Genomic DNA, 23,540 nt, shown 5'->3' on the forward strand with positions numbered 1-23,540 from the left:
CGCCCGACAGGATCGCCGTTCTCAGCGCGACAGCGTCGACAATGCCTGTCCCACGTTCGTCACCTCGGTGGCTTTCATCCCCTTCGGGACACCTTCGACGCCGCGCGGGACCACTCCGCGGGTGAATCCCAGCCGGTTCGCCTCGGCGAGCCGGCGACCCGCGCCGGCGACGCGGCGCACTTCACCTGCCAGGCCGACTTCTCCGAGCAGCACGGTGCCGGCGGGCACCGGTTGATCCCGGACGGCCGACGCGACCGCGAGAGCCAGCGCGAGGTCGGCGGACGGATCGGTGATCCGCATGCCGCCCACCGTCGAGGCATAGACGTCGCAGTTGCCGAGCTTGCCCAGCCCGCAGCGACGCTCCAGCACGGCAAGCACCATCGCCACCCGGGCCGAGTCGAGCCCGCTCACGGCGCGGCGTGGCGACGGGTTGTGGGTGGGCACCACGAGCGCCTGCACCTCGCCGAGCAGCGGCCGCTTCCCGTCCATGGTGACGGTGACCGCTGTGCCCGGTACCGCTTCGTCGCGGTGCTGGAGGAACAGGCCGGACGGATCGCTGACGCCGACGATGCCGCTCTCGGTGAGTTCGAAACAGCCCACTTCGTCGGCGGCGCCGAATCGGTTCTTCACTCCGCGCACCATTCGGAGCGTCGAGTGCTTGTCGCCTTCGAAGTGCAGCACCACGTCGACGAGGTGCTCGAGGGACCTGGGACCGGCGACGGCGCCGTCCTTCGTGACGTGGCCGATCAGGAGCACGGGCACACCGCTGGACTTGGCGAGTGTGGTGAGGGCACTCGTCACCGCGCGCACCTGCGTGACGCCGCCGGTGACACCGTCGACGTCGGCGGCGAGCATCGTCTGTACCGAGTCGACGACCAGCAGCGTGGGGCGTACCTGCTCGACGTGCCCGAAGATTGTGGCGAGGTCGGACTCGGCCGCGAGGTACACGCGGTCGTGCACCGCCCCGGTCCGGTCGGCGCGCAGCCGTACCTGCCCCGCCGATTCCTCGCCGGTGACGTAGAGCGCGCGCTCGTCGCTGCCGCGCTGGGCCCACCGATGGACCACTTCCAGGAGCAGCGTCGACTTGCCGACGCCGGGTTCTCCCGCGAGCAGCACGACCGAACCGGGAACTATTCCGCCGCCGAGGACGCGGTCGAGTTCGTCGACACCCGTGGACTTCGCGTAGGTGGCTTTTCCGTCGATCCGGGACAGCGGGGTGGCCGGGGTGGACGGCAGCACCGCGGCAGCGCCGGCGCGGGCGAGGGTGGTCCCGGCACGCGCAGCGACGGCCGTGGGTTGCGGAAGGGCCTCGTCCATCGACCCCCATGTTCCGCATTCCGGGCATCGGCCGACCCATTTCCCGACGGTGTGCGCGCAGTCGGAACAGCGGTAGAGCGACTTGGTTTTGACCACTGCCGGAGGATAGTGGCCCGCCCCGACAGAAAAGACCCCGGTCGGCAGTGCTCGACCGGGGTCTTTTCGGAGTCTGGGTGCGGCTAGTGTGCCTCGCCGACAATCGGCGACATGTCGGACTCGTCGCGCGGGGTGATCGGTCCTGCGTCGATCGGCACGGAGACGGTGATGTCACCGGCCTCGGCGAAGGAGAAGGTCACCGGAACCGTCAGTCCCGGACGGACGAGTTCGTTCAGGCCGACCAGTTCGACGGTCGCGATGCTCGGCGCGTCGGGCGGGGTCTCCTGCGTCTGCGCCGGCTGCGGCGACTCGTCGAGGCGGGCGGTCTCGGTGGACTCACCGGCGATCACCGACGACTGGGGCGCGATCTCGATCTCTTCCGCATTCACGGACGACGCGAACTCGGTGGAGATGTCGGTGAGGACGTCCGGGGTGTAGGTATCGAGGTTCACCACCGTGAAACCGAGCAGTGCGGTGCCACCCGGTTCGATGCTGTACTCCTCGGAGTTCGGGTAGATCACGTGCACATTGCGCAGCGCGATCGATCCGACCTCGGCGTTGTTGCCGTTGATCGCCGCGACCTGAATGGCGGTCTGGCTGATCTGGCCGGCACCGCACGCCGACAGCGTGAGCGTCGCTCCGGCCGCCAGGGCGAGGGCGGTCACGACTCGCCGAGTCGGCGCTTTGAGAGCAGTCACGGGTTCCTCCATCGAGTAAGGCTCGCAATCCACTAGGCAGAGTAGTAGTCAGCGAGCGACCTGTGTACGGCGGGGCCGGAACTCGTAACTTTTGGTGTCGCCCCCGAAAGCCCGGACATGCCCACTCCCTAAGGGTGACACACGTCACATAAAGCACGGAACCGACTGCCTGTCAACCCCTGCGCTCACGTATCGATGCCCCTGACCTGCACCGTTGATGGGAGGACGGGGTAGTCACGTGTTAAACTCGGTGAATCGAAAGGGGCACGGGACACATGATTTTCAAGGTCGGAGACACCGTCGTATACCCCCACCACGGTGCGGCGCTGATCGAAGCTATCGAAACGCGCACCATCAAGGGTGAGCAGAAGGAATATCTGGTTCTGAAAGTCGCGCAGGGCGACCTCACAGTGCGAGTTCCTGCAGATAACGCAGAGTACGTCGGAGTGCGCGACGTTGTTGGACAAGAGGGCCTCGACAAGGTTTTTCAGGTGTTGCGCGCGCCGCACACCGAAGAGCCGACCAACTGGTCGCGGCGGTACAAGGCCAACCTCGAGAAGTTGGCCTCCGGCGACGTCAACAAGGTCGCGGAAGTTGTCCGCGACCTGTGGCGCCGGGAGCAGGACCGCGGCCTTTCCGCAGGTGAGAAGCGAATGCTGGCCAAGGCTCGTCAGATCCTGGTGGGCGAGCTCGCTCTCGCGGAGGGCACGGACGATGTCCGCGCCGCGAGCATGCTCGACGAGGTTCTCGCAGCCGCGTCCTGAGTGGCGAGCCGCGTGAAGAACCCCGAACACAGCAAGTGAACGATCGCAACGGGCCGGTCGTCGGAATCATTCCGGCGGCCGGCCGCGGCGTTCGTCTGGGCGAAGAACTGCCCAAGGCGTTCGTCGAACTGGATGGCCGGACCATGCTCGATCGAGCGGTCGAAGCGATGCTCGACTCCGGCGAGGTCGACCGCGTGGTTGTCGTCGTGCCGCCGGAACTTGCCGCGACCCCGCCGGCCGAACTGGTACGGCCCCCGTTTTCGGAACGGGTGCTCGTCGTCGCAGGAGGTGCCGAACGCGCCGATTCGGTGCGTGCCGGACTCGCCTGCGCGGGCGACGCGCGGTTCGTGCTCGTGCACGATGCGGCCCGGGTACTCACCCCGCCCGAGATGTTCACGCGGGTGGTGGCGGAACTGCGACGCGGAAGCGACGCGGTGATACCGGTGCTCCCCGTCACGGACACCATCAAGAGCGTCGATGCCGAAGGCGCTGTCACCGGAACACCCGACCGCGCGACCCTGCGCGCGGTACAGACACCGCAGGGTTTCGACGTCGCACTCCTTGCCCGCGCGAACACCGACGTCGGTGATGCCACCGACGACGCCGGACTCGTCGAGCGGCTCGGGGAACGAGTCGACACCGTCGCGGGCGATCCACTCGCCTTCAAGATCACTACCCCCTTGGACCTGGTCCTTGCGCGAGCACTGCTCACGGCCGGGGTTCGAACCGCAGAGGAGCGCTGAACCGTCGTGCGTGTCGGAATCGGAACGGACGTGCATCCCGTCGAGGCGGGTCGGCCGTGCTGGATGGCCGGACTGCTGTTCGAGGACGCCGACGGATGCTCGGGCCACTCGGACGGTGACGTCGCCGCGCACGCCCTGTGCGACGCGCTGCTGTCCGCGGCCGGTCTCGGCGACCTGGGAACAGTCTTCGGTACCGACCGTCCGGAGATGGCGGGCGCATCGGGCGCGGCCATGCTCGCCGAGGTGCGCAGGCTCCTGACGGAGGCGGGATGGACGATCGGCAACGCGGCGGTCCAGGTGGTGGGTAACCGTCCGAAGATCGGGCCGCGACGCGACGAGGCGCAGCGCGTGCTGTCCGACGTCCTGGGCGCTCCCGTGTCGGTGTCTGCGACGACCACGGACGGTCTGGGATTGACCGGACGAGGCGAGGGTGTGGCGGCGATCGCCACCGCGCTCGTCCTGCAGCAGAGCGACGACCGGTAGGATCGACGGTCGTGACCTTGCGCCTTTACGACACCGAAACGCGGGATGTGCGGGAATTCGTGCCGCTCGTCCCCGGCCATGCCTCGGTGTACCTGTGTGGTGCCACCGTTCAAGGCGAACCCCACATCGGCCATGTGCGCAGTGGTGTCGCCTTCGATGTTCTCCGCAGGTGGCTGACAGCCCAGGGCCTCGACGTTGCGTTTGTGAGAAACGTCACAGACATCGAGGACAAGATCCTCCGCAAGGCCGCGGAAGCCGGCCGTCCGTGGTGGGAATGGGCGGCGACCTTCGAGCGCGCGTTCAACCGGGCCTACGACGCGCTCGGTGTCCTTCCGCCGTCTATCGAGCCACGCGCCACCGGGCACGTCACGCAGATGGTCGACCTCATGGAACGACTCATCGCGGCGGGCCACGCGTACCCCTCCGACGGCAACGTCTACTTCGACGTGAAGAGCTATCCCGAGTACGGGTCGCTGTCCGGGCACAAGCTCGACGACGTGCACCAGGGTGAGAGCGCCGGGCTCGGCAAGCGCGACCCTCGCGACTTCACTCTGTGGAAGGCGGCGAAGCCGGGTGAGCCCTCGTGGCCCACTCCGTGGGGGCGCGGCCGTCCCGGATGGCACCTCGAATGCTCTGCGATGGCTACGTTCTATCTCGGTGGCACCTTCGACATTCATTGCGGCGGAATGGATCTTGTCTTTCCCCACCACGAGAACGAAATCGCTCAGGCTCGGGCGGCAGGCGACGGCTTCGCCCGGTACTGGCTGCACAACGGCTGGGTGACCATGGGCGGCGAGAAGATGTCCAAGTCGCTCGGCAACGTGCTCTCGGTCCCGAACGTGCTCACCAAGGTCCGGCCCCAGGAATTGCGGTACTACCTCGGCAGTGCGCACTACCGTTCGATGCTCGAGTACTCCGAGGCAGCGCTCCAGGAAGCGGCCGCCGCCTACCGGGGTCTCGAATCGTTCGTGCTCAAGACCCGCGATCGTGCGGGCGAGGTTCCGGTCGGTACGTGGACGGACGAATTCGCGCAGGCACTCGACGACGATCTCGGTGTGCCCAAGGCGCTCGCCGAGATCCACGGCCGGCGCAGCGAGGGCAACAAGGCACTCGACAACGGTGATCTCGATGAGGCCGTCCGGATCGCGTCGCAGGTGCGCGCGATGCTCGGAATTCTCGGAGTGGACCCACTCGATGCACACTGGAGTGACTCCACCGCCGACCGATCGGCGGCTCTGGAAGCGCTCGACGTGCTCGTCTCCGCGGATCTCGTCCGCAGGCAGAATGCGCGAGCAGACAAGAACTGGGCGATCGCCGACGAGGTGCGCGACCGGTTGACAGCGGCAGGTATCGAAGTGACCGATACGCCGAACGGACCCGAGTGGTCTCTGAAAGCAGGACAGTGATGGCAGGCAATTCCCAGCGCCGCGGCGCAATTCGTAAGGGCGGAACCAAGAAGGGGCAGGTCGTCGGCTCCGGCGGTCAGCGCCGTCGTGGTCTGGAACCGCGCGGTGCGACACCCAAGGCCGAGGATCGTCCGTACCACGCCGCCGCACGGCGATCCCGTGCTGCCGCGAAGGCGACCGATACCTCCCGTGGTGGCGGTCGGCGTCCGGCGGGCCGCAAGCCCGAGGACGGGCCGGAGATGGTGCTGGGCCGCAACCCCGTCGTCGAATGCCTGCGTGCCGAGGTTCCCGCGACCGCTCTGTACGTCGCGGTCGGAGCCGAAGCGGACGAGCGACTCAAGGAAGCCGTGCAGCGGGCCGCCGACATGGGCATCTCGATCCTCGAGGTGTCGCGCGCGGAACTCGACCGGCTGTCCACCAACGGAATGCACCAGGGCGTGGGTCTCCAGGTGCCGCCGTATCGGTACGTGCATCCCGACGACCTGATCACCCGCGCGAAAGAACTCCATGAGCGGCCGCTGCTGGTCGCGCTCGACAACATCTCGGATCCGCGCAACCTCGGTGCCGTCATCCGCTCGGTCGCGGCGTTCGGCGGACACGGCGTGGTCATCCCGCAGCGGCGTTCGGCGTCGGTGACCGCCGTGGCATGGCGGACCAGTGCGGGCGCGGCAGCACGACTGCCCGTCGCGCGCGCCACCAACCTGACCCGCACGCTCAAGGACTGGCAGGCGCAGGGTGTGCGTGTCGTCGGTCTCGACGCCGGCGGAGACACCACGCTCGACGAGTTCGACGGCACCGATCCGGTGGTCGTGGTGGTCGGCTCCGAGGGTAAGGGCTTGTCGCGTCTGGTCCGCGAAACCTGTGACGCCGTGTTGTCGATCCCGATGGCAGGCGATGTGGAATCGCTCAACGCGTCGGTGGCTGCGGGCGTCGTGCTCGCCGACATCGCCCGGCAGCGCCGCGCGTAGCGTCACCCGGCTTCGACACCGCGACCGCCGCTACCACGGCGGTCGCGGTCGTTTCTACGGCGAGGGTGCGGTGGGTGACCATCCCGTGAACGGCGGCACCGATACGCACGGCACCGGGCGCGGGTTGTCCGGGTCGAGGGCGTTGAGGACGACCGCTGCCGCCACGGGGTCGTTGACGATGGCGACGTGTTCGGCCCAGTCCGCCTCGCAGTGGTCCTGCAGCACGAAGTTCGTGGCGTTGCCGGCTTCCCGGTAGCCGCTGGTGTGCGGAAGCACCAGTTCGTCGTATCGCGTGATGATGTTGGTGTACCGGACCTCGGGCGCGTAGACGCCGTCGGCGTGCAGATCCCGGAACCACTGGGAGCCGGCGAGCACCTGCGGGCATGCCCCGCAGCCCACGGTCGCGACGAGTTGTTCGAGTTCGTCACGCAGACCGGCCTGGCCGAACAACGAGAAGGTGGCTTCGAGCAGGAACGCGTGGCTGCCGTCCCACAGCGGCGCGAGGGAGATGTGGTCCCGGACCTTGGTGTTGCCGCCGAGACGGTTGAGGTAGTACGTGGGCATGAGGGTGCCTTGCGAATGGCCGACGAGGGCGACTTTCTCGGCCCCGGTCGCCTCCAGCACCTCGTCGACGAACACCGACAACTCGGCGGCGCTCTGTTCCATGGGTTTCAGGCCGCCGAATGCGTTCAGCGGCCACGGCAGGTCGGGATAGTTGCCGTATGTGAGCGCGAAGACGCAGTAGCCCTCGTTTGCAAGCAGTGGTGACAGGTAGGCCCAGTTGTCCTGTCGATTAGCGGCTGTTCCGTGTACGAGGATCACCGGGTCGGGGTGCTCGTCGGAGGGCTCACACGACCAGTCGTTGGAGCCGGGCGCCGACCCTCCCGGGTTCGCGAGTTCCATTCCGATGCCGTCGAGAAATGTCGGCGCGAGCGGGTACTGCTGAGCCCCAGTGTCTTCGGCGGATGCGACGCCGCTTCCCATGATCGTGCCCGCTGCCACGATCGCTGTACCCATGACTGCTGCCGTTATCCGACGCAACACGTCGCCACCTCTGTCTCCGCCACCGATGTCGCGAGAAAGTTAACAGAGATTCACATTTGTGACGAGGGTGATGTCTCGATTGGCCGGATTGTCTGCCCCGGATCGGTGTGGAAGCCCGCCGGACGGGGTAAAGAAGCACAACAGTCGACGTGGGGAGGCACCGTATGTACAGCGCTCGATTCGACGGTCGGTTCGAGGTTTCACCGCCTCTGAACGCCGGTGAGATCGAGTTCCTTCGCGCCTTCGCCGGTCCCGCGAGCGGGCCGCACAATGCGGGACGGGACGGTCTGCCGACGCGGGGTCGTCCGATGTCGTGGTGCCAGTGGACTCCCACGGACGACGGATCGGCTCTGGTGTGGGACGGCGACGAGCACTTCTTCCGGCACGCCGAATGGCTCGCCTATCTGATCGATTCGTTCCTGTCGCCGCGTGCCCGTATGCGGCGGGTGCTGAGGGGACGCCGCGACCGGTTCCCGGAGGTGTTGTCGCACTTCACGTTCGACCATGTCGTCGACGGCGTCGTCTCGGTTCAGTCGAGTTCGGGAGAAGAGGAATGGATCACGGTGCGTGACAACGTCGTCCAGAGTGTCGCGCAGGTAGGCGGCCGTTTCCGGTCCGAGGCCACCCGTCCCGTGCAAGGTCTGTGCCTCAGTGCGCTCCACCGCTCGGAGCGCGCCACCGTTCCGGAAGCGACCGCGGTCCTCTAGTGTTGCGGCCGTGGCCGCTCCGCTCCCGTTCCGTACCAAGCTGTTCGCCCTCGTGGAGGGCCTCACCGGCGCGTCCATCGCGGACGAACCGCCCGAGGCGGTCCCCGCGCGACGCGCACGCCGGACGAAGCTGTTGTCCTCGCGCGTCGGGCGATGGGTCGCCGGCCGGCCACACCGCGCCGCGCACATCGTCGACCGCACGGTCGAGTTGCAGCCCGCCGAGATCGCCGGACTCGAATCCGCCACCGAGTCTGTTACGTTGCGCCTGCGCATCTACCGGCCGTCGGGTTCGGCGCCCGGTCCTCTCCCTGCCGTAGTGCTCTTCCACGGCGGAGGCTGGGTGCTCGGTGAGCCCGAGCAGGACGAGTGGTGGGCGAGCCACATGGCTGCGGAGTCTCCGTGCGTCGTCGTGTCTGTCGATTACCGGCTTGCGCCCGAAAACCCGTACCCTGCGGCGGTATTCGACTGCTGGTCGTCTCTGCTGTGGGTGGTCGAGCATGCTGCCGAACTCGGCGTGGACGGGACGAGGGTGGTGGTGGCCGGGGACAGTGCCGGCGGCAATCTCGCCGCGGTCGTCGCGGATCTCGCCGCGCAGTCCGGCCTCTCCGCACTGGTCGGACAGGTGCTCGTCTATCCGGGCACCGAGATGGAAGAGGTATTTCCCTCCGAGCGCGAGCACGCCGATGCGCCCGTCCTGACCTCCCGCGGTATGCGCGCGTTCGTCCGCTTGTACCTCGACGGCGCAGATCCGTACGCGCCCACGGCGGCACCGTTGCGCGGCAGTCTCGCCGGCGCCACGATTCCTGCGCTCATCCAGGTCGCCGGGCACGATCCGCTGCGCGACAACGGCGTGTTCTATGCGGATGCGCTGCGCGAGAAGGGCGGCGACGTGACCCTGACGGAGTACGAGAACGCGGTCCACGGGTACCTCAGCCTGCCCGGCGTCTCGCCTCCCGCACGCCGCGCCCTCGCTCAGACGATCGAGTTCGTACGGCGTGTCACGAATCCGGAGATCTCGGGGGAACCCGGTTCCCAGGCTCGATCGGACGCCTGAGAGCCGTCTCCGATCAGGACTCGGACGACAGGTTCTCCTCGCCCGCGTCGCAGATCGCCGCACAGCCGGGTTCGGCGTGCGGGTCACGGTCGAGGGCGCCCACGGCCCCCATCACGAACGGAACCACCATCGAGATCACCTCGTCGACCGGCCCGCCGTCGGCCAGCACCTGGCGGTGGGGGTCCAGGCAGCCCAGGATGCACCGGCTCGCGGACCGTGCGTCGATCAGCCGGAACACTCCCGACTTCTCACCCTCGACGAGGATCCGGTAGACCACGTCCTCGAGTTCGTTGAGTTGCGAGGTGAACTCCAGCTTGGTCGCATTCGGGATCAGGCTCATCACGGGCGGTGTCACGGGGTGGGGCCCGGCGAATTCGAGGAGAACCAGCTCGACGACGGTCTCGAGCATGTCGCGGGGATCGTCCATCCCGGCGAGCTTGCGCGTGAGCAGATCGAGAAACCGCTCGATTTCGTGGGCGGACCACGCGAGGAGCATATCGGATTTGTCGGCGTAGTAGTTGTAGATCACCGTGCGGGTCAGGCCGGCTTGCGCGGCGACGGATTTCACCGATGCGCCGTCCCATCCCTCGCGGGCCAGCACCTCGGCGAAAGCGCTGAGGATGCGAGTGCGAGTGGCGGATTTGTGCTCGGCCACGGTGTGCCCGGCGTTCAGGATAGGCACGTATTGCTCCGGGATCGGATCGGGGACTTGTGACCGATCGAAGGGTACACCCCGGCGGATCGAGCGCGCCGAAAGTGCGTCGGCTCGGATGCCTTCGGGGGGCCCGAGCGCGTCTCGAACCATGATGTTGACGACATGTCGTCATCAAATTTCAGGCCTGGCCGGCCGCTGGCAAGATCAGTGATAAGCGCAGGTAGAGGGCGGTTTCTGGCGCGTTTCGAGGTCGGGAAACTACCCATTGTCGTAGGTAAACCTTAGTGGTAATGCAACTCATCCTCTGTTGAAATCGGAGAAGTGAGTCCCGTGCCCGCCTACCTCATCCCAGGTGCCTTCGCCTGAGCGATCCTTTCCAGGAGCCCCTATGTTTCTTGCAGTGCGTGAACTGGTGTTCGCGCGTACACGTGTTCTGCTGATGGCATCCGTCATCGCCCTGATCTCGGTTCTGATGGTCATCCTCTCGGGCCTGTCCTCCGGACTCGTCGACGACGGAGTCTCGGGCCTTCAGCGGACGCCCGCCCAGGCGTTCGCCTTCCAGGAGGGCACGAAGACGGACTCCGCATTCTCGCGGTCCGTCGTCACCGAAGAGCAGGCGGCGGCATGGGCTGCCCAGCCCGGCGTCGAGCACGCCGAGCTGATGGGCAACGCCATCGTCAACGCGCACACCGGCGGCGGCATGGCGATCGACCTGACACTCTTCGGCATTGTGCCGGGCTCCTTCCTCGAGCCCACCGCAGGCGAAGGCACACAGCTGAGCGGGCCGAGAGACATCATCCTCAGCGAGACCGCTCGTGACGAAGGTGTCGCTGTCGGCGACACCGTGACGGTCGACCGGCTCGGGACGGAAATGACCGTCGTCGGGTTCACGGAGGACAAGCGCACCTTCGGCCACGTCGACATCGCGTACGTGCCGCTGGCAACCTGGCAGGAAATCAACGCGGGCACGCTCGAAGGCGCCGCCACCGAACCGCGGGCGTACACGGAGGCGAGTGTCGTCGCGATCCAGGGAACGGACGGCTCCCTTCCCGACCTGGCCGCCGGTGACGCCGCAGCAGGCACTGCGAGCAAGACCGTCGAGGAGTCGTTCGACTCCTCCCCGGGTTACTCCGCGGAGACGATGACGATGTCCATGATCATCGCGTTCCTCTACGCGATTTCGGCACTGGTCGTCGGTGCGTTCTTCAGCATCTGGACCGTCCAGCGGCTGCGTGAACTCGCGGTCCTCCGCGCGATGGGTGCGTCCACCGGATATCTGATGCGCGACAGCATCATCCAGGCAGCCCTGATTCTCGTCGTGTCCGTCGCCTTCGGTGTCCTCGTCGGCCTCGGCCTCGGCTCCGGACTCGAAGGAACGGGCATGCCGTTCTCGCTCCAAACGGGCCCGATTCTGCAAGGCGCACTGTTGCTGATCGTGCTCGGCCTCATCGGGGCCGGACTCGCGATCGTGCGAATCACCCGTATCAACCCCCTGACGGCACTGGGAGAGAATCGATGAGCGCCCTCACCACCACCACGGGCCTGAGCCTGCGGAATGTCGGCCTGCAGTTCGGCGACGGCGACAGCACCGTCACCGCACTCGACGACGTGAACCTCGAAGTCGCCCCCGGCGAACTGGTCGCGATCGTCGGTCCGTCCGGCGCGGGCAAATCCAGTCTCCTGGCCGTGGCCGGAGGACTGATTCATCCCACCACCGGCACGGTTGTGCTGCGGGACGTCGACCTGACCGCCACACCGCGTCGTCAGCTCGCCGAAATCCGCCGCAATCAAATCGGATTCGTGTTCCAGTCCTCGAATCTGCTGCCGGCACTGACCGCGCTCGACCAGCTGCGATTGATGTCGACGATCACGGGACGGCCCGGGCGTGACCCCCACGAGCTCCTCGAATCCGTCGGCATGACCCACCGCGCGGACAAGCGTCCGGGCCAGCTGTCCGGTGGCGAACGCCAACGCGTGGGTATCGCTCGCGCCCTGGCCACCGAACCCGCCGTGTTGCTCGTCGACGAGCCCACCGCGGCGCTGGACCGTGCTCGGAGCCACGACGTCGTGCAGCTTCTGGCGGACGAGACCCATAGTGCCGGGGTCGCCACGATCATGGTCACGCACGACCACGACGTGCTCGTGCACTGCGATCGCGTACTGGAAATGATCGACGGCAGGCTGTCGCCTCTCTCCGAGTGACGTCGCCGACGACACAGCATGCGGCCGGGCTACCGGGTGACGGAGAACCGCACCCGGTGGCCCGGCCGCAACTGTGCTGCGAGGGGGAGATCGGCGCGTGCCACCACTGCGATCACCGGGTATCCACCCGTGACGGGATGGTCGGCGAGGAACAGCACCGGATGCCCCTCGGGGGGTACCTGTAGTGCTCCGGGAACCATCCCCTCGCTCGGAAGTTCGGCTCGCCGCGACCGGTGGAGCGGTCCGGTGCCCCGCAGCCTGATGCCGATCCGGTCGAGCCGGGGCGTCACCGTCCAGCGTTCCCGCAGCAGGGCGCGCACGGAGGCCGGCGTGAACCAGTCGTCGCGCGGGCCGAGGCGCACCCCCAGTTCCACCGGATCGCCCAGGTCGGCGGGCGGGGGGAACTGTTCTTCGACAGGCAGGGCGTCGGCGAGTGCGCCCACCGGTAGACGATCACCTGCCCGAACGGGCGCGGGACCGGTGTTCGACAGCGTGTCGGTGGCCCGGCTCCCGAGCACCTCGGGAACATCGATGCCTCCGCGGACAGCCAGGTAGGACCGCAGTCCGATCGACGGTGGCCGGATCGCCAGCACATCGTCGTTGCTCAGGTGAATCCGCGACCAGTCACCCCGGGGCCGCTCGTTCACGGTGACCTCGGCACGCGCCCCGGTCACCGCCACGATCATCGCGCCGACGCTCCGCACGACGAGCCCGCCGGCCGTGACCTCGAGGGTGGCGGCGCCGGGGTGGTTGCCCACCAACCGGTTCGCCGCATCGTGCGCCGTCCGGTCGGCAGCGCCGGACGTGGTCAGTCCGGTTCCGCCGTGGCCGGGGCGACCGCGATCCTGGACTGTCGTGAGAACGCCGGGGGAGACAACCTCGAACCACGCCACCGCCCCAGTCTCGCGCACGGCGCCGTCACCCATCCGTGCGTCGGATGTCGGGCGCCGACGACTCTGTCACCAGCGGATGCCGCACCGGCCGGAACCGGACGCGGACACCGGGGCGGAGTAACGCAGCAGGGATCCGATCCGGTTGCCACAGTTCGGCATCGGTCGTCCCGATCAGCTGCCATCCTCCCGGTGACTGCCGGGGGTAGATCCCGGAGAACTCGCCGGCCAGCCCCACGGCTCCGGCCGGAACCGCGACACGCGGCGACTCGCGCCGGGGAACCTGCAGACGATCGTCACCTCCGGTGAGGTACGCGAATCCGGGAGCGAACCCGCCGAAGGCGACGGTCCAGGCCCGGTCCGTGTGTGCCGAGATCACGCCGTCCGCACCCAGTCCGGTCCTCTCTCCGACCTCCGTGAGATCGGGGCCGTCGTACCGGACATCGATCACGATCTCGTCGGCGACGAGGGTGTCCGCATCTACAGGTGGGGTCTCGGCGATCCATCGGCGCACGGTGTCTCCGCGAATCTCCCGGGGTTCGAAGCGAACCAGCACCGTACGGGCGGCGGGAACGAGGTCGACGACGCCGTGCGGCCGGTCCGCGTCGAGCGCCCGGTAGTGCGCGAGCACGTCGTCGAGCGATGCGAACTCGGCGAGCAGCGCGGCGTCTCCGTTCGGCAGGATCCTCATCGATCGTCCCTCACACGAATGCTTCGATACCGATGCTCTCGGCGTCGAGCAGAGCACGTACGGCAATTGCCATCGCGGTGGCGCCGGGGGAGTCGCCGTGAATGCACACCGACCGAGCGGTGACGGGCACGTCACTGCCGTCGAGTGCCGTCACCACACCTTCCGTCACCATGCGCAGCACGCGTCGCGCCACCGTGTCCGGGTCGTGGAGGATCGCATCGGGTTCGTGCCGGGAGACGAGTGTGCCCTCGGGTGTGTACGCGCGATCGGCGAACGCCTCGCTGACCACCGGCAGTCCCGCGCGTTCGGCCTCGTCGAGAAGCACCGACCCCGGCAGGCCGAGAACCGGCAGCGAGTCGTCGTACGCGCACACCGCAGCGACCACCGCACGAGCCTGCTCGCGATGGTGCACCACCGCGTTGTACAGCGCGCCGTGCGGTTTGACGTAACTGACGGACGAACCCGCAACCCGCGCGAGTCCCTCCAGAGCGCCGATCTGGTAGATCACTTCGGCGGTGAGTTCGGCCGGCGTCACATCGATGAACCTCCGGCCGAAGCCGGCGAGATCCTGATATCCCACCTGCGCGCCGATCCGCACGTCGCGTTCTGCGGCGGCCCGGCAGGTGTCGAGCAACGTCGAGGGGTCGCCCGCATGGAACCCGCAGGCGATGTTCGCGCTCGAGACGAGTCCGAGCATCGTCTCGTCGTCGCCGAGCCGCCACTGGCCGTAGCTTTCACCGAGGTCGCTGTTGAGGTCGATGCGAGGCACGAGACAAGTCTAGGGCCGGTGGGGCCGCAACCGGCCCGCGCTCTCCCGCGATGCTCTTTCGAGCGGAAGTGCTGTCAGAAGACGACGCCCACGTCGCGCGCGACGATGTCGTCGAGGGCTCGCTCGACAACTGCGGCGATCGTCATCGACGGGTTGCAGGCCGCCGTGTTGCCGGGCATGAGTGCCCCGTCGAGTACATACAGGCCGCGCTGCCCGAGCACCCGCCCGTCGAGATCGCAGACGGTTCCCATACTCGCTCCGCCGAGGGGGTGCCAGGTGGACGGGACAACGGTGTTCGTGTCCGTCAGGATGTCGTTCGGCCCGGCGATCTTGCGGGCGGCAGGATCGATGTGATCGTTCTGGATGGCTGCGTCGCCGTCTGTGGGCCACCGCAGAATCGCATCGTCGCGGCCGGAGTCGTAGACGAAATGTCCTCCGCCCGCGCTGACGCCGAAACCGACCATGACCGTGCTGCGGGTGTCGAGTCCGTACGCGGAGGGGATGGACGCCTGGATGACGGTGAACGCGTTGTTCGGGTCGTCCCAGTTCTTGCTGCCGTACACGACCGGGCCGCCCTGCACTGCGCCGAAGCTGTCTTCCAGACTGGTCCAGAGGTAGATGCGGTCCGCGTTCGACCCCCACCCGCCGCCGAGTTCGTCGGGCATGTCGGTGATCCGGCCGTGCGCCGATGCGCGCACGAGAAGGCGGGTCGTGTTGAGACTGCCCGCGGACAGTACGAGGGCGTCGGTGGTGAGGATCTTGTTCTCGACCACCGCGCCGGTGGTGTCGATCCGGTCGACGTGCACGGTCCATCGCCCGTCGGCGGCGCGCGCGACGTCGGTTACCTCGTGGAGCGTCTCCACCGTCACCAGGCCGGTCTGCTCGGCTGCGGCGATGTAGGTGACATCGACCGAATGCTTGCCACCGTTGTTGACACCCAGTGCGCCGGACCCGTCGGTATACGACGGCCGCATCTCGCCGCGAAGTTCGGCCAGTGCGTAGTCCCAGTCGATCGGCATCGGGATCTTGTCGAGCGGTAGGCCCGCTCGTGTGACGCGCTCGGCGAAGATCCGGGAGGTCTTGTAGTGAGGGCTCGCCACCAGTTCGTCGGGTGCGACGGCAAGCTTCAGCATGCGCGCGACTCGCGGATAGTGCACGCGGTCCAGGGTGGCCCAGTCGAGTTCGTTCGGGAGGTTCGCTTCGAACACGGACTCGCTGGGCTGCAACGACATCCCCTGATACAGGAGCGACCCGCCCCCGACGCCGGCTGCGCACAGGGCAGTCATGTTCTCACCGGCGACCGCCTCGACGAGACCGGTGTACGGCTCGAACACATGCGTGCGGCCGAACAGTTCGGGATTCGACCGGTGCCACAGAATCCGCTTGTCGGGTGCGTCGATTCGCGGAAAGGTCGTCGAATTCGGTCCGGTCGGCCACCGTATTCCGCGTTCGAGGACTGTGACGCGCACGCCGGCCTGTGCGAGCCGTAGCGCCGTCACGCCACCTCCGAACCCGGATCCGACGACGACGACGCGGTGTTCTTCCCGCGTGAGAGGGACCCTGTTCACGCGCGCTGCGATGCCCGGTGCGGCCGGGGCGACCCCAGCGCCTGCGAGCGACAATCCGGCGACTGCGGCTCCGGCGAAAAAAGCCCGGCGTGTGACGTGCGGCAAGTGATCCCCCCGGATGGTTGCGTCGGCCTCGGGGGTCTTCGGACAGCCGGCCCCGGAGGCGTCGCAAAACTAGACACTCTGGGGCCATAGTGTCAAGATCCCGGTCCTGCTTCGGGCCGGGTATGTGACAGCGACGGCCCGAGCCACCGGGTCAGGAAGCGTCTGAGTTCGTCGTCGGAGTGCACCGCCTCGTCGTCGAACAGCACTACGGACAACCCCAGAAAGAGCGAGATCTCGATGATGTCCTCGAGTTGTGATTCCACCTCGGGGTGCCGGGTAACGAGCGGCGCGAACAGGGTGCGCGCGACCGGCTTTGCCCGCGCGACCATGCCGTTGTCGAACACCGGGTTCTCTCGTTCGGAGCGCAGCAACGCGGCCAGGATGGCGTTGTCGCGCACGACGGTCCGGCTCGCGACGATGAGTTCGACGACGTAGTCGGCGGGGGTTGCGATATGTCGGAGACGCGTGTGGATCCCCGCGAGTGCCTCCACCGCCACTCCCGCGACGGCCTGGGACACAAGTTCTTCCCGGGACCCGAAGATCGAGTACACGGTCTGCCGGGACACCCCGGCAGCGTGTGCCGCGCCGGCGATGGTCACGCCTTCGAAGCCGACCTCCCCGATCAGTTCGACGGTGGCGTGCAGAATCTTGTTACGGGACCGCATCGGACGATTGTCCGCTACCGGGTCGTCAGTGCCGGACGGTGCTCGCGGACGGAGTGCGGCCGACGCCCCGCCGCCTGCGCGAGGACCCGACAATCCGGCACACCAGGTAGATGACGAACGCGATGGTCGTGATGAAGCTGGACACGGGGACTCCGGGCGCGAGCGCGAGGAGGATTCCTCCCACCGCGGCGATCTCCGCGAAGATCACCGACAGCACGGTTGCGGCGAGTGGTCCGCTCACGACTCGGGAGGCGGCAGCGGCCGGTGTGATGAGCAGCGCCATCACGAGCAGGGCGCCGACGATCTGCACGCCGAGGGCCGCGGTGACTCCGACGAGCACGGCGAAGACGATCGACAGCGCCCGGACCGGCACGCCTCGCGCGGCGGCGACTTCGGGGTCGGTGCTCGCGAACAGCAGCGGACGGTAGATGAAGATCAGGGTGCCGATGACTACGACCGCGCACGTCGCGAGCAGAGTGATGCCCGTTCCTCCCGGCGCCACGATCTGACCGGTCAGCAGTGAGAACGCCGCGCCGGTGCGGCCGTCGTACGCCCAGAGCAGCAGCACGGCCAGTCCGAGGCCGAACGCCATGACCACACCGATCACGGAGTCTCGTTCGCGCGCGCGGGTTCCCAGGATGCCGAACAGGATCGCGGCGATCACCGCGCCCACCACGGCCCCGAGCCCGACGGAGACGCCGAGAAGCAGAGCGGCGGCCGCACCGGTCAGGGACAACTCGGAGGTGCCGTGCACCGAGAACGCCATCTGCCGGCTGATGATCAACGGGCCGATGATCCCGGCGAGGAGACCGAGGATGGCACCGGCGACGAGGGCCTGCTGGACGAAGTCGTACTGCAGGAGGTCGGCGGTGGTGTCGAAGTCGAACAGCCGTCCCATGGCGTCGGTGAACTTGCTGCTCATGCGTCGTCCTCGTGTTCGTGATGGTGAACGCCCTCGCCGGGACGCAGACCGCCGGCGCTGCCGAGCGCGTCGATGGCGTCCCCGGTACCGATGACGACGAGGCGCCCACGCACCTCGAGGACCTCCACGTCGGTGCGGTAGAGCTCCGAAAGAACCTCCGAGGTCATGACTTCGGAGGGCGTCCCGATGCGGAACTGACCGTCCACGAGATAGAGCACGCGATCGACGAGAGGGAGGATCGGATTGATTTCGTGCGTGACGAACAGGACGGCAGTGTTGTGATCGCGACGGCGCCGGTCGATGAGCGACGAGACGAGGTGCTGGTTGGCGAGGTCGAGGCTGAGCAACGGCTCGTCGCACAGCAGGACGTGGGGATCGCCGACCAGCGCCTGCGCGATACGCAGACGTTGTTGCTCGCCTCCCGACAGGGCGCCGATGGGAGCCCCGGCGTATGCCTCGGCTCCTACCTGGGCGAGTGCCGCGTCCACCGCGACTTTCCGCTGCTTCCAGAAACGGATCCCGGTGCCCCAGCGGTGACCGTCTACGCCGAGACCCACCAGGTCGCGCCCGCGCAGGGGGACACCCTCGTCGAGGGTCTTCTGCTGCGGCACGTAGCCCAGATGCGAATTACCGGCACGCACCGGCGATCCCGCGATGGTCGCGGTTCCGCCGCTGAGCGGCAACTGGCCGAGGAGGACTTTCAGCAGGGAGGTCTTGCCCGCCCCGTTCGGTCCGAGGACGGCCACGAACTCACCCGGTTCGATGGTGAGATCGAGATCGTCCCAGAGCACACGATCGCCGAATGCCAGCCGCGCGCCGCGGAGTTCGACCGCGTGGGCGCGGTCGGGTGTCGAAGAATTCACCGGAGTCCGTGTTCTCGAGCGGGTGGTCAGGATTCGGTGTCGAGTGCGGAAGCGAGCGCCTCGGCTGTCCTGGTCTGCCACTGAATGTAGTCGACACCGTCGGGCAGGGTTTCGGAAACTTCGACGACAGGAATACCCGACGCCTCTGCTGCCGCGCGCATCTCACGGCTCACCTTGTCCTCGGTCTGCGGGTTGTACAGCAGTGCGCGGACCTGCTTGTCGAGGAGCAATTGCCGGGTGGCCGCGATGGCGGCGGGCGACGGGTCGGTGCCGTTCTCGATCGCATTCGCGAAGTCTGCGGGTACCTCGTCGCGGAGTCCGGCCGCGGTCACCAGATAGGTCGCGATGGATTCGGTCTGCGCGATCGGTGCGTCGGGATGCGCTTCGGCGATCGAGGCCACGCGATCGGCGACGGCGTGCAGATTGTCGTGGAACGCCGCGGCATTGGCTTCGTAAGTGGCGGCACCCTCCGGATCGAGTTCCGCAAGGCGATCGGCGACGGCGTGCGCGACCGCATCGGCGGTCGCGAGGTCGTACCAGACGTGCTCGTTGACGCCGCTGTGGTCGTGCCCGTCGTGCGAGTGACCCGTGCTGCCCGCTGTGTCGTCGGTACCGGTGTCGTGGGTACCCGCGGTGTCGTGGGTGTCCTCGTGGTCGTGGCCGGCGTGCAGATCGGATCCTTCGCCGGATTCGAAGAGCGCGAACGCCTCGACGGTCGCGGGGTCGCCGCTACCGGACTCGAGGATGTCCTCGACGAACTGGTCGTATCCACCACCGTTGTAGACGACGAGCGACGCGTCGCTGATCGCCGCGGCGTCGAGCGGGCTCGCCTCGTAGGAATGCGGGTCGGCCGACGGTTCGGTGATGAGGGACTCGACCTCGATACGGTCGCCGGCCACGGCCTGGGCGACGGAGCCCCACACGTTGGTGGAGGCGACTACGCGCAGGGTGTCCTCGTCATCGGATCCGGTGGTGGCGGACCCGCACGCGGCCAAGGTGGTCACGCAAGCCACGGCGGCGGCCGCGAGCGCGGTACGGGAGGACAAACGCACTGTGGTCTTCTCCTGAATCGAGAGTCGACGAACGGCCCCGGAGGCACGCCCAATCGTTATTGGTAATCGTTACCGTTCCACTTTAGCGGGTCGGGAAGGCGAATTACGCCGTCCCCGCGTCGCCGTGACGAGACCCACAGGACTACGGTCCCCTCATGCCCAGGTCCCGTCAGCCCCGCCGACAGGCGACGCTGGCCTCGATCGCTGCCGAACTGAAGATCTCCCGCACCACGGTGTCGAACGCGTACAACCGGCCCGATCAGCTGTCCGCGGAGCTACGCCAGCGTGTGCTCGATGTGGCCAAGCGCCGTGGGTACGCCGGCCCGGATCCGATGGCGCGGTCCCTGCGCACCCGCAAGGCCGGTGCTGTGGGCGTCCTTCTCACCGAGGCGCTGAGCTACTCGTTCCGGGACCCCGCCGCCATGCGATTTCTGTCCGGGCTGTCGGAGGCCTGCGAGGCAGCCGGACAAGGTCTGCTGCTCATCCCCGCCGGTCCCGGACGCGCCGACACCGAAGCCGCGCAGGTCGTGCACCGGTCGTCGGTGGACGGGTTCGTCGTCTACTCCGTACCGCCCGAAGATCCGTACCTGGCCGCGGTGCTCGAACGGAATCTGCCGATCGTCGCCTGTGACCAGCCGCGCGGTTTCGAGCACACCCCTGTCGTGGGCATCGACGACCGGGGCGCGATGCGGGATCTCGCCGCACATCTCATCGGACTCGGCCACCGGCACATCGGTATCGTGTCCATGCGACTCGGGCGCGAGCGCCACGACGGTGTCGTCGATCTGTCGACCCTCGACAGCAGCGGATTCCACGTGCAGCGCGAGCGCATCCTCGGAGTGCAGGACGCGATGCGGGCGGGCGGGCTGGACCCGGCCTCGCTCACTGTCGTCGAGCGCTACACGCACACCTCGGAAAACGGGTTGTCGGGCGCGGCGCAGATCATGAGCGTCAACCCCAGGATCACCGCACTGATGTGCACGACCGACGTTCTCGCGCTCGGCGCCCTGGCGTGGGCCGACCAGACGGGACTCGATGTGCCGGGCCATCTGTCGATCACCGGCTTCGACGGAATCGACGAAGCGCTGCGCGAAGGACTCACCACGGTGCGTCAGCCCCAGAAGGACAAGGGGCGCCGGGCCGGCGAGCTACTGCTCGCCGCCCCGGCGCATTCCGGCGTTCCGGTGCTGGAGACGCTCGATACCCAGCTCTGGTTCGGCAAGACCTCCGGCGCCGTCGAGCGCGAGTGGTACGCCGAATAACCGTCTCTCAGCGCGGCGGCCCGGACAGCAACTGGGCACACCGCAACAGCCCGATGTGGCTGTAGGCCTGCGGATGATTGCCGAGCGAGCGTTCCGCCACGGGATCGTATTCCTCGCTGAGCAGGCCGGTCGGGCCCGCAGCGGCGACTAGTTGCGTGAACAGCGCCTCGGCGTCGTTCCGCTGCCCGATCAGGAGATACGCCCCGACCAGCCACGCCGCACAGAGGTGGAAACCGCCTTCGGTGCCGGGAAGCCCGTCGTCGTGCCGGTACCGGTACACCGTCGACCCGCTGCGTAGTTCCGCTTCGGTTGCCTGCACGGTTGCGTGGAATCGCTTGTCGTCCGGGTCCACCAGCCCGGTCAGGCCGATGAACAACGTCGCCGCGTCGAGATCGGTGCCGTCGTACGCCGCGGTGTACGACTGGACGTCTTCGTTCCAGCCCTTCTCCTTGACCTCCTCGGCGATCTCGCGACGAAGCTCGGCCCAGCCTTCACCGGCGGGACGGCCGAACTTCTCCGCGAGGGTGAGTGCGCGGTCGACGGTGAGCCAGCCCATGACCTTCGAATACACGTGGTGCCGCGGGTTGTCGCGGATCTCCCAGATGCCGTGGTCCGGTTCGAACCAGCGGCGCTCGACCGCGAGCACCATGGCGCAGACCAGTTCCCAATCGCGGTCGGTGAGTGCCTGCGCGTGGGCCACGCCCCGCTCCTCGCGCCGATGCGCGAGTTCGGAGATCAGGTCGACGATCGGACCGAATACGTCGAGCTGAACCTGCTGGTTCGCCGCGTTGCCGACGCGAACGGGGCGCGAACCGGCGTACCCCGGCAAGCTGTCGAGGACAGCTTCCGGAGGCAGTGCGCCACCTGCCAGCGTGTACAGCGGATGCAGTCGCTCCGGTCCGGGCAGGGTCTCGAGCACCCCGTGCACCCAGTCGAGGTAGTTCTCGGCTTCTTCGAGCGATCCGACTCTCACCAGTGCCTGTGCGGTCAGCGCCGCATCCCGCAGCCAGCAGTAGCGGTAGTCCCAGTTGCGGACCCCACCGATCTCCTCGGGAAGCGACGTGGTGGCCGCTGCGAGGATCGACCCGGTCGGCGCGTGGACGAGGCCGCGCAGGGTCAGAGCCGAGCGCTTCATGAGATCGGGCTTGAGGGGCGGCAGTTCCAGGTTGTTCGCCCACGTGCTCCAATACGCTTCGGCCTGGGCGCGGCGCTCCTCATGGGGCACCGGATGCTCGCTCAGATCATCTGTACCGCACCGAAGTTCGAGCACGACGTCCCCCTGGGAGGGATCCACGACGGCGTGCGCCGACTGGTGCGCGCCGTCGGTGCTGATGTCCCAGCGCACGCCGGGGGACCGGAGAACGTAGGGCTCGTTGAAACCCATCACCCGGATTCCGTCGTCCGTGACTTCCAAGGTCACCTGTCCCTGTCCGAACTCGGGACGCGGCGCGAAGGTCACCAGTGCGGTCGCGCGGCCGGTGATCACGCGGGTGAGGTCGGTTCGGCCCGGCTCGACGTCGTGCGGCAGGTAATCGATGACGGCGAGGGCAGCCCAGCGGGTGACGACAGTCATCGTCGAGTCCACGTAGCGCTGGCTCAGCGGCAGCGACTCGCGGGTGGGGCCGATCGTGAAGTGGCCGGCGGGTTCTCCGCCGAGCAGGTGGGCGAACAGTGCGGCGGAGTCCGGCTCCGGGTGGCACATCCAGGTGATGGTGCCGTCGGGGGTGACGAGCGCCTTGGAGCGGGGGCTCGCGAGCATCGTCAATCGCTCGATCGGTGCGGCATTGGCACCGGACAACCACGTGCGGCGCTCCTCGAGGAGAAGCGCGAGCGCCGAGTTGACGTCCTCGGTGGTGCCGACCCGGTACTCCGCGGCGGTGTCGCCGTCGCCGACCTTCACACCCACGTCGGGACCGTGCAGTGATGCGAATGCTTTCTCGTCGGTGACGTCGTCGCCGAAGAAGACCGCCGCGGTGGCGGCGTCCTGGTGCCTGATCAGGTCGAGGGCCGCGCCCTTGTCGGTGGCCACGACGGACAACTCGATCACCGACTTGCCTTCGGTGACCTGCACGCCCGGACGCAACGCGAGGTCCCCGCGCGCGATCTCGAGTGCGCGCTCGGCATCCTCCGCGGACGCGTTGCGGACATGCAGGGCGACGCTCGCGGGCTTGGTCTCGATGTGTACGCCCTCGAACTTGTCGGCGACCGACGCGAGTCCGTCGACGAGCACGGTCAGCAGTTGCTTGGCTTCGGGATCGATCTCGTTGATGAAACCGATGTCGAACTCGGAACCGTGGCTGCCGACCAGCTTCACCTCGATGGGGAGACGCGACAGCGCGGCGAGATCCTTCAACGATCGGCCGGAGATCACCGCGGCGGACGTCGAAGGGAGAGCGGCGAGTCCACGCAGGGCGCGGACGGCGTCGGCGCGGGGATACGCCTGCCCCGGGTCGGCGACGATCGGCGCGAGGGTGCCGTCGTAGTCGGTTGCCACCAGCAGCCGCGGAGTACGCGCTGCGGCGACGAGGGCGCGTCGGAGATCGATCGGAAGGTCGTGGGCACTCACGCGAACCAAGGTAAGCGAAGAAAAGCGGCAGAGTGCCGCCGGAGCGGCCT

At 67.8% G+C, this 23,540-nt stretch carries 23 protein-coding genes; 10 read left to right on the top strand and 13 right to left on the bottom strand.

Annotated elements, in window-relative coordinates:
* Nucleotides 1–21: 21 nt before the first annotated feature.
* Complete coding sequence (gene radA / locus HF886_RS19805; protein ID WP_169622776.1) at nt 22–1,413, bottom strand: DNA repair protein RadA; 1,392 nt, start codon at nt 1,411–1,413, stop codon at nt 22–24.
* Nucleotides 1,414–1,496: 83 nt separating this feature from the next.
* Nucleotides 1,497–2,111, bottom strand: coding sequence for a hypothetical protein (locus HF886_RS19810; RefSeq protein WP_169622775.1), 615 nt, complete (start codon nt 2,109–2,111; stop codon nt 1,497–1,499).
* Nucleotides 2,112–2,386: 275 nt separating this feature from the next.
* Between HF886_RS19810 and HF886_RS19815 the strand changes: the two genes are divergently transcribed.
* The 5 genes from HF886_RS19815 to rlmB are packed head-to-tail and all read left to right on the top strand — an operon-like array spanning nt 2,387 to nt 6,475.
* Nucleotides 2,387–2,875: a CarD family transcriptional regulator gene (locus HF886_RS19815; protein ID WP_072702544.1), complete on the top strand. Its 489-nt coding sequence runs from the start codon at nt 2,387–2,389 to the stop codon at nt 2,873–2,875.
* Between the two features lie 35 nt (nt 2,876–2,910).
* Nucleotides 2,911–3,618, top strand: a complete 708-nt coding sequence (gene ispD / locus HF886_RS19820) for a 2-C-methyl-D-erythritol 4-phosphate cytidylyltransferase (RefSeq protein WP_169653259.1) — start codon at nt 2,911–2,913, stop codon at nt 3,616–3,618.
* A gap of 6 nt (nt 3,619–3,624) precedes the next feature.
* Nucleotides 3,625–4,101, top strand: a complete 477-nt coding sequence (ispF, locus tag HF886_RS19825; protein WP_169622773.1) for a 2-C-methyl-D-erythritol 2,4-cyclodiphosphate synthase — start codon at nt 3,625–3,627, stop codon at nt 4,099–4,101.
* 11 nt (nt 4,102–4,112) lie between these two features.
* Nucleotides 4,113–5,507 carry a cysteine--tRNA ligase gene (gene cysS, locus HF886_RS19830; RefSeq protein WP_169653260.1) on the top strand — a complete coding sequence of 465 codons (1,395 nt, stop codon included), beginning with the start codon at nt 4,113–4,115 and terminating at the stop codon, nt 5,505–5,507.
* Entirely contained in the window at nt 5,507–6,475 is a 969-nt protein-coding gene (rlmB, locus tag HF886_RS19835) for a 23S rRNA (guanosine(2251)-2'-O)-methyltransferase RlmB (RefSeq protein WP_169622771.1), read from the top strand. Before cysS ends, rlmB begins: the two co-directional genes overlap by 1 nt.
* 54 nt (nt 6,476–6,529) lie before the next feature.
* Here rlmB and HF886_RS19840 read toward each other — a convergent pair whose 3' ends face one another.
* Entirely contained in the window at nt 6,530–7,492 is a 963-nt protein-coding gene (locus HF886_RS19840) for an alpha/beta fold hydrolase (protein WP_169622770.1), read from the bottom strand.
* Between the two features lie 191 nt (nt 7,493–7,683).
* Here HF886_RS19840 and HF886_RS19845 point away from each other — a divergent pair, with 191 nt between their 5' ends.
* Together HF886_RS19845 and HF886_RS19850 are read left to right on the top strand one after the other, a co-directional pair.
* Nucleotides 7,684–8,226 carry a hypothetical protein gene (locus HF886_RS19845; RefSeq protein ID WP_240952728.1) on the top strand — a complete coding sequence of 181 codons (543 nt, stop codon included), beginning with the start codon at nt 7,684–7,686 and terminating at the stop codon, nt 8,224–8,226.
* A 10-nt stretch (nt 8,227–8,236) separates the two neighbouring features.
* Nucleotides 8,237–9,280: an alpha/beta hydrolase gene (locus HF886_RS19850; protein ID WP_169622769.1), complete on the top strand. Its 1,044-nt coding sequence runs from the start codon at nt 8,237–8,239 to the stop codon at nt 9,278–9,280.
* A gap of 13 nt (nt 9,281–9,293) precedes the next feature.
* On the opposite strand, the gene HF886_RS19855 is transcribed toward HF886_RS19850, so the two are convergent.
* A complete protein-coding gene (locus HF886_RS19855) occupies nt 9,294–9,962 on the bottom strand; it encodes a TetR/AcrR family transcriptional regulator (protein WP_169653261.1) in 669 nt (222 codons plus the stop codon).
* Between the two features lie 361 nt (nt 9,963–10,323).
* Here HF886_RS19855 and HF886_RS19860 point away from each other — a divergent pair, with 361 nt between their 5' ends.
* Both HF886_RS19860 and HF886_RS19865 read left to right on the top strand, forming a co-directional pair.
* Nucleotides 10,324–11,454, top strand: a complete 1,131-nt coding sequence (locus HF886_RS19860; protein WP_206037361.1) for an ABC transporter permease — start codon at nt 10,324–10,326, stop codon at nt 11,452–11,454.
* Entirely contained in the window at nt 11,451–12,137 is a 687-nt protein-coding gene (locus HF886_RS19865) for an ABC transporter ATP-binding protein (protein ID WP_169653262.1), read from the top strand. Before HF886_RS19860 ends, HF886_RS19865 begins: the two co-directional genes overlap by 4 nt.
* A 29-nt stretch (nt 12,138–12,166) precedes the next feature.
* Here HF886_RS19865 and HF886_RS19870 read toward each other — a convergent pair whose 3' ends face one another.
* From HF886_RS19870 to HF886_RS19905, 8 genes are all read right to left on the bottom strand, one after another.
* A complete protein-coding gene (locus HF886_RS19870) occupies nt 12,167–13,030 on the bottom strand; it encodes a biotin-dependent carboxyltransferase family protein (protein WP_296551627.1) in 864 nt (287 codons plus the stop codon).
* A gap of 25 nt (nt 13,031–13,055) precedes the next feature.
* Nucleotides 13,056–13,718 (bottom strand): allophanate hydrolase subunit 1, encoded by a 663-nt coding sequence (locus HF886_RS19875; RefSeq protein WP_169622765.1) that lies wholly within the window; start codon nt 13,716–13,718, stop codon nt 13,056–13,058.
* A 10-nt stretch (nt 13,719–13,728) separates the two neighbouring features.
* Nucleotides 13,729–14,487, bottom strand: coding sequence for a 5-oxoprolinase subunit PxpA (locus tag HF886_RS19880; RefSeq protein WP_169622764.1), 759 nt, complete (start codon nt 14,485–14,487; stop codon nt 13,729–13,731).
* A 74-nt stretch (nt 14,488–14,561) separates the two neighbouring features.
* The gene (locus HF886_RS19885; protein WP_169653263.1) at nt 14,562–16,160 is read right to left on the bottom strand and encodes a GMC oxidoreductase; all 1,599 of its coding nucleotides are present in this window, start codon (nt 16,158–16,160) and stop codon (nt 14,562–14,564) included.
* A 92-nt stretch (nt 16,161–16,252) separates the two neighbouring features.
* Nucleotides 16,253–16,825: a TetR/AcrR family transcriptional regulator gene (locus HF886_RS19890; RefSeq protein WP_169653264.1), complete on the bottom strand. Its 573-nt coding sequence runs from the start codon at nt 16,823–16,825 to the stop codon at nt 16,253–16,255.
* Nucleotides 16,826–16,850: 25 nt separating this feature from the next.
* On the bottom strand, nt 16,851–17,747 hold the full coding sequence (locus HF886_RS19895; protein ID WP_169622761.1) for a metal ABC transporter permease: 897 nt from the start codon (nt 17,745–17,747) through the stop codon (nt 16,851–16,853).
* Complete coding sequence (locus tag HF886_RS19900) at nt 17,744–18,610, bottom strand: metal ABC transporter ATP-binding protein (RefSeq protein WP_169622760.1); 867 nt, start codon at nt 18,608–18,610, stop codon at nt 17,744–17,746. The genes HF886_RS19895 and HF886_RS19900 overlap by 4 nt, the downstream gene beginning before the upstream one ends.
* Before the next feature lie 26 nt (nt 18,611–18,636).
* Complete coding sequence (locus HF886_RS19905; protein WP_169653265.1) at nt 18,637–19,662, bottom strand: zinc ABC transporter substrate-binding protein; 1,026 nt, start codon at nt 19,660–19,662, stop codon at nt 18,637–18,639.
* A 155-nt stretch (nt 19,663–19,817) separates the two neighbouring features.
* Here HF886_RS19905 and HF886_RS19910 point away from each other — a divergent pair, with 155 nt between their 5' ends.
* Nucleotides 19,818–20,924: a substrate-binding domain-containing protein gene (locus HF886_RS19910; protein ID WP_169622758.1), complete on the top strand. Its 1,107-nt coding sequence runs from the start codon at nt 19,818–19,820 to the stop codon at nt 20,922–20,924.
* A gap of 7 nt (nt 20,925–20,931) precedes the next feature.
* Here the strand turns inward: HF886_RS19910 and otsB are convergent, their stop codons facing one another.
* Nucleotides 20,932–23,490: a trehalose-phosphatase gene (otsB, locus tag HF886_RS19915; protein ID WP_169653266.1), complete on the bottom strand. Its 2,559-nt coding sequence runs from the start codon at nt 23,488–23,490 to the stop codon at nt 20,932–20,934.
* Nucleotides 23,491–23,540 lie beyond the last annotated feature (50 nt).

The organism is Rhodococcus sp. 105337, assembly GCF_012844225.1.
Lineage (GTDB): Bacteria > Actinomycetota > Actinomycetes > Mycobacteriales > Mycobacteriaceae > Rhodococcus.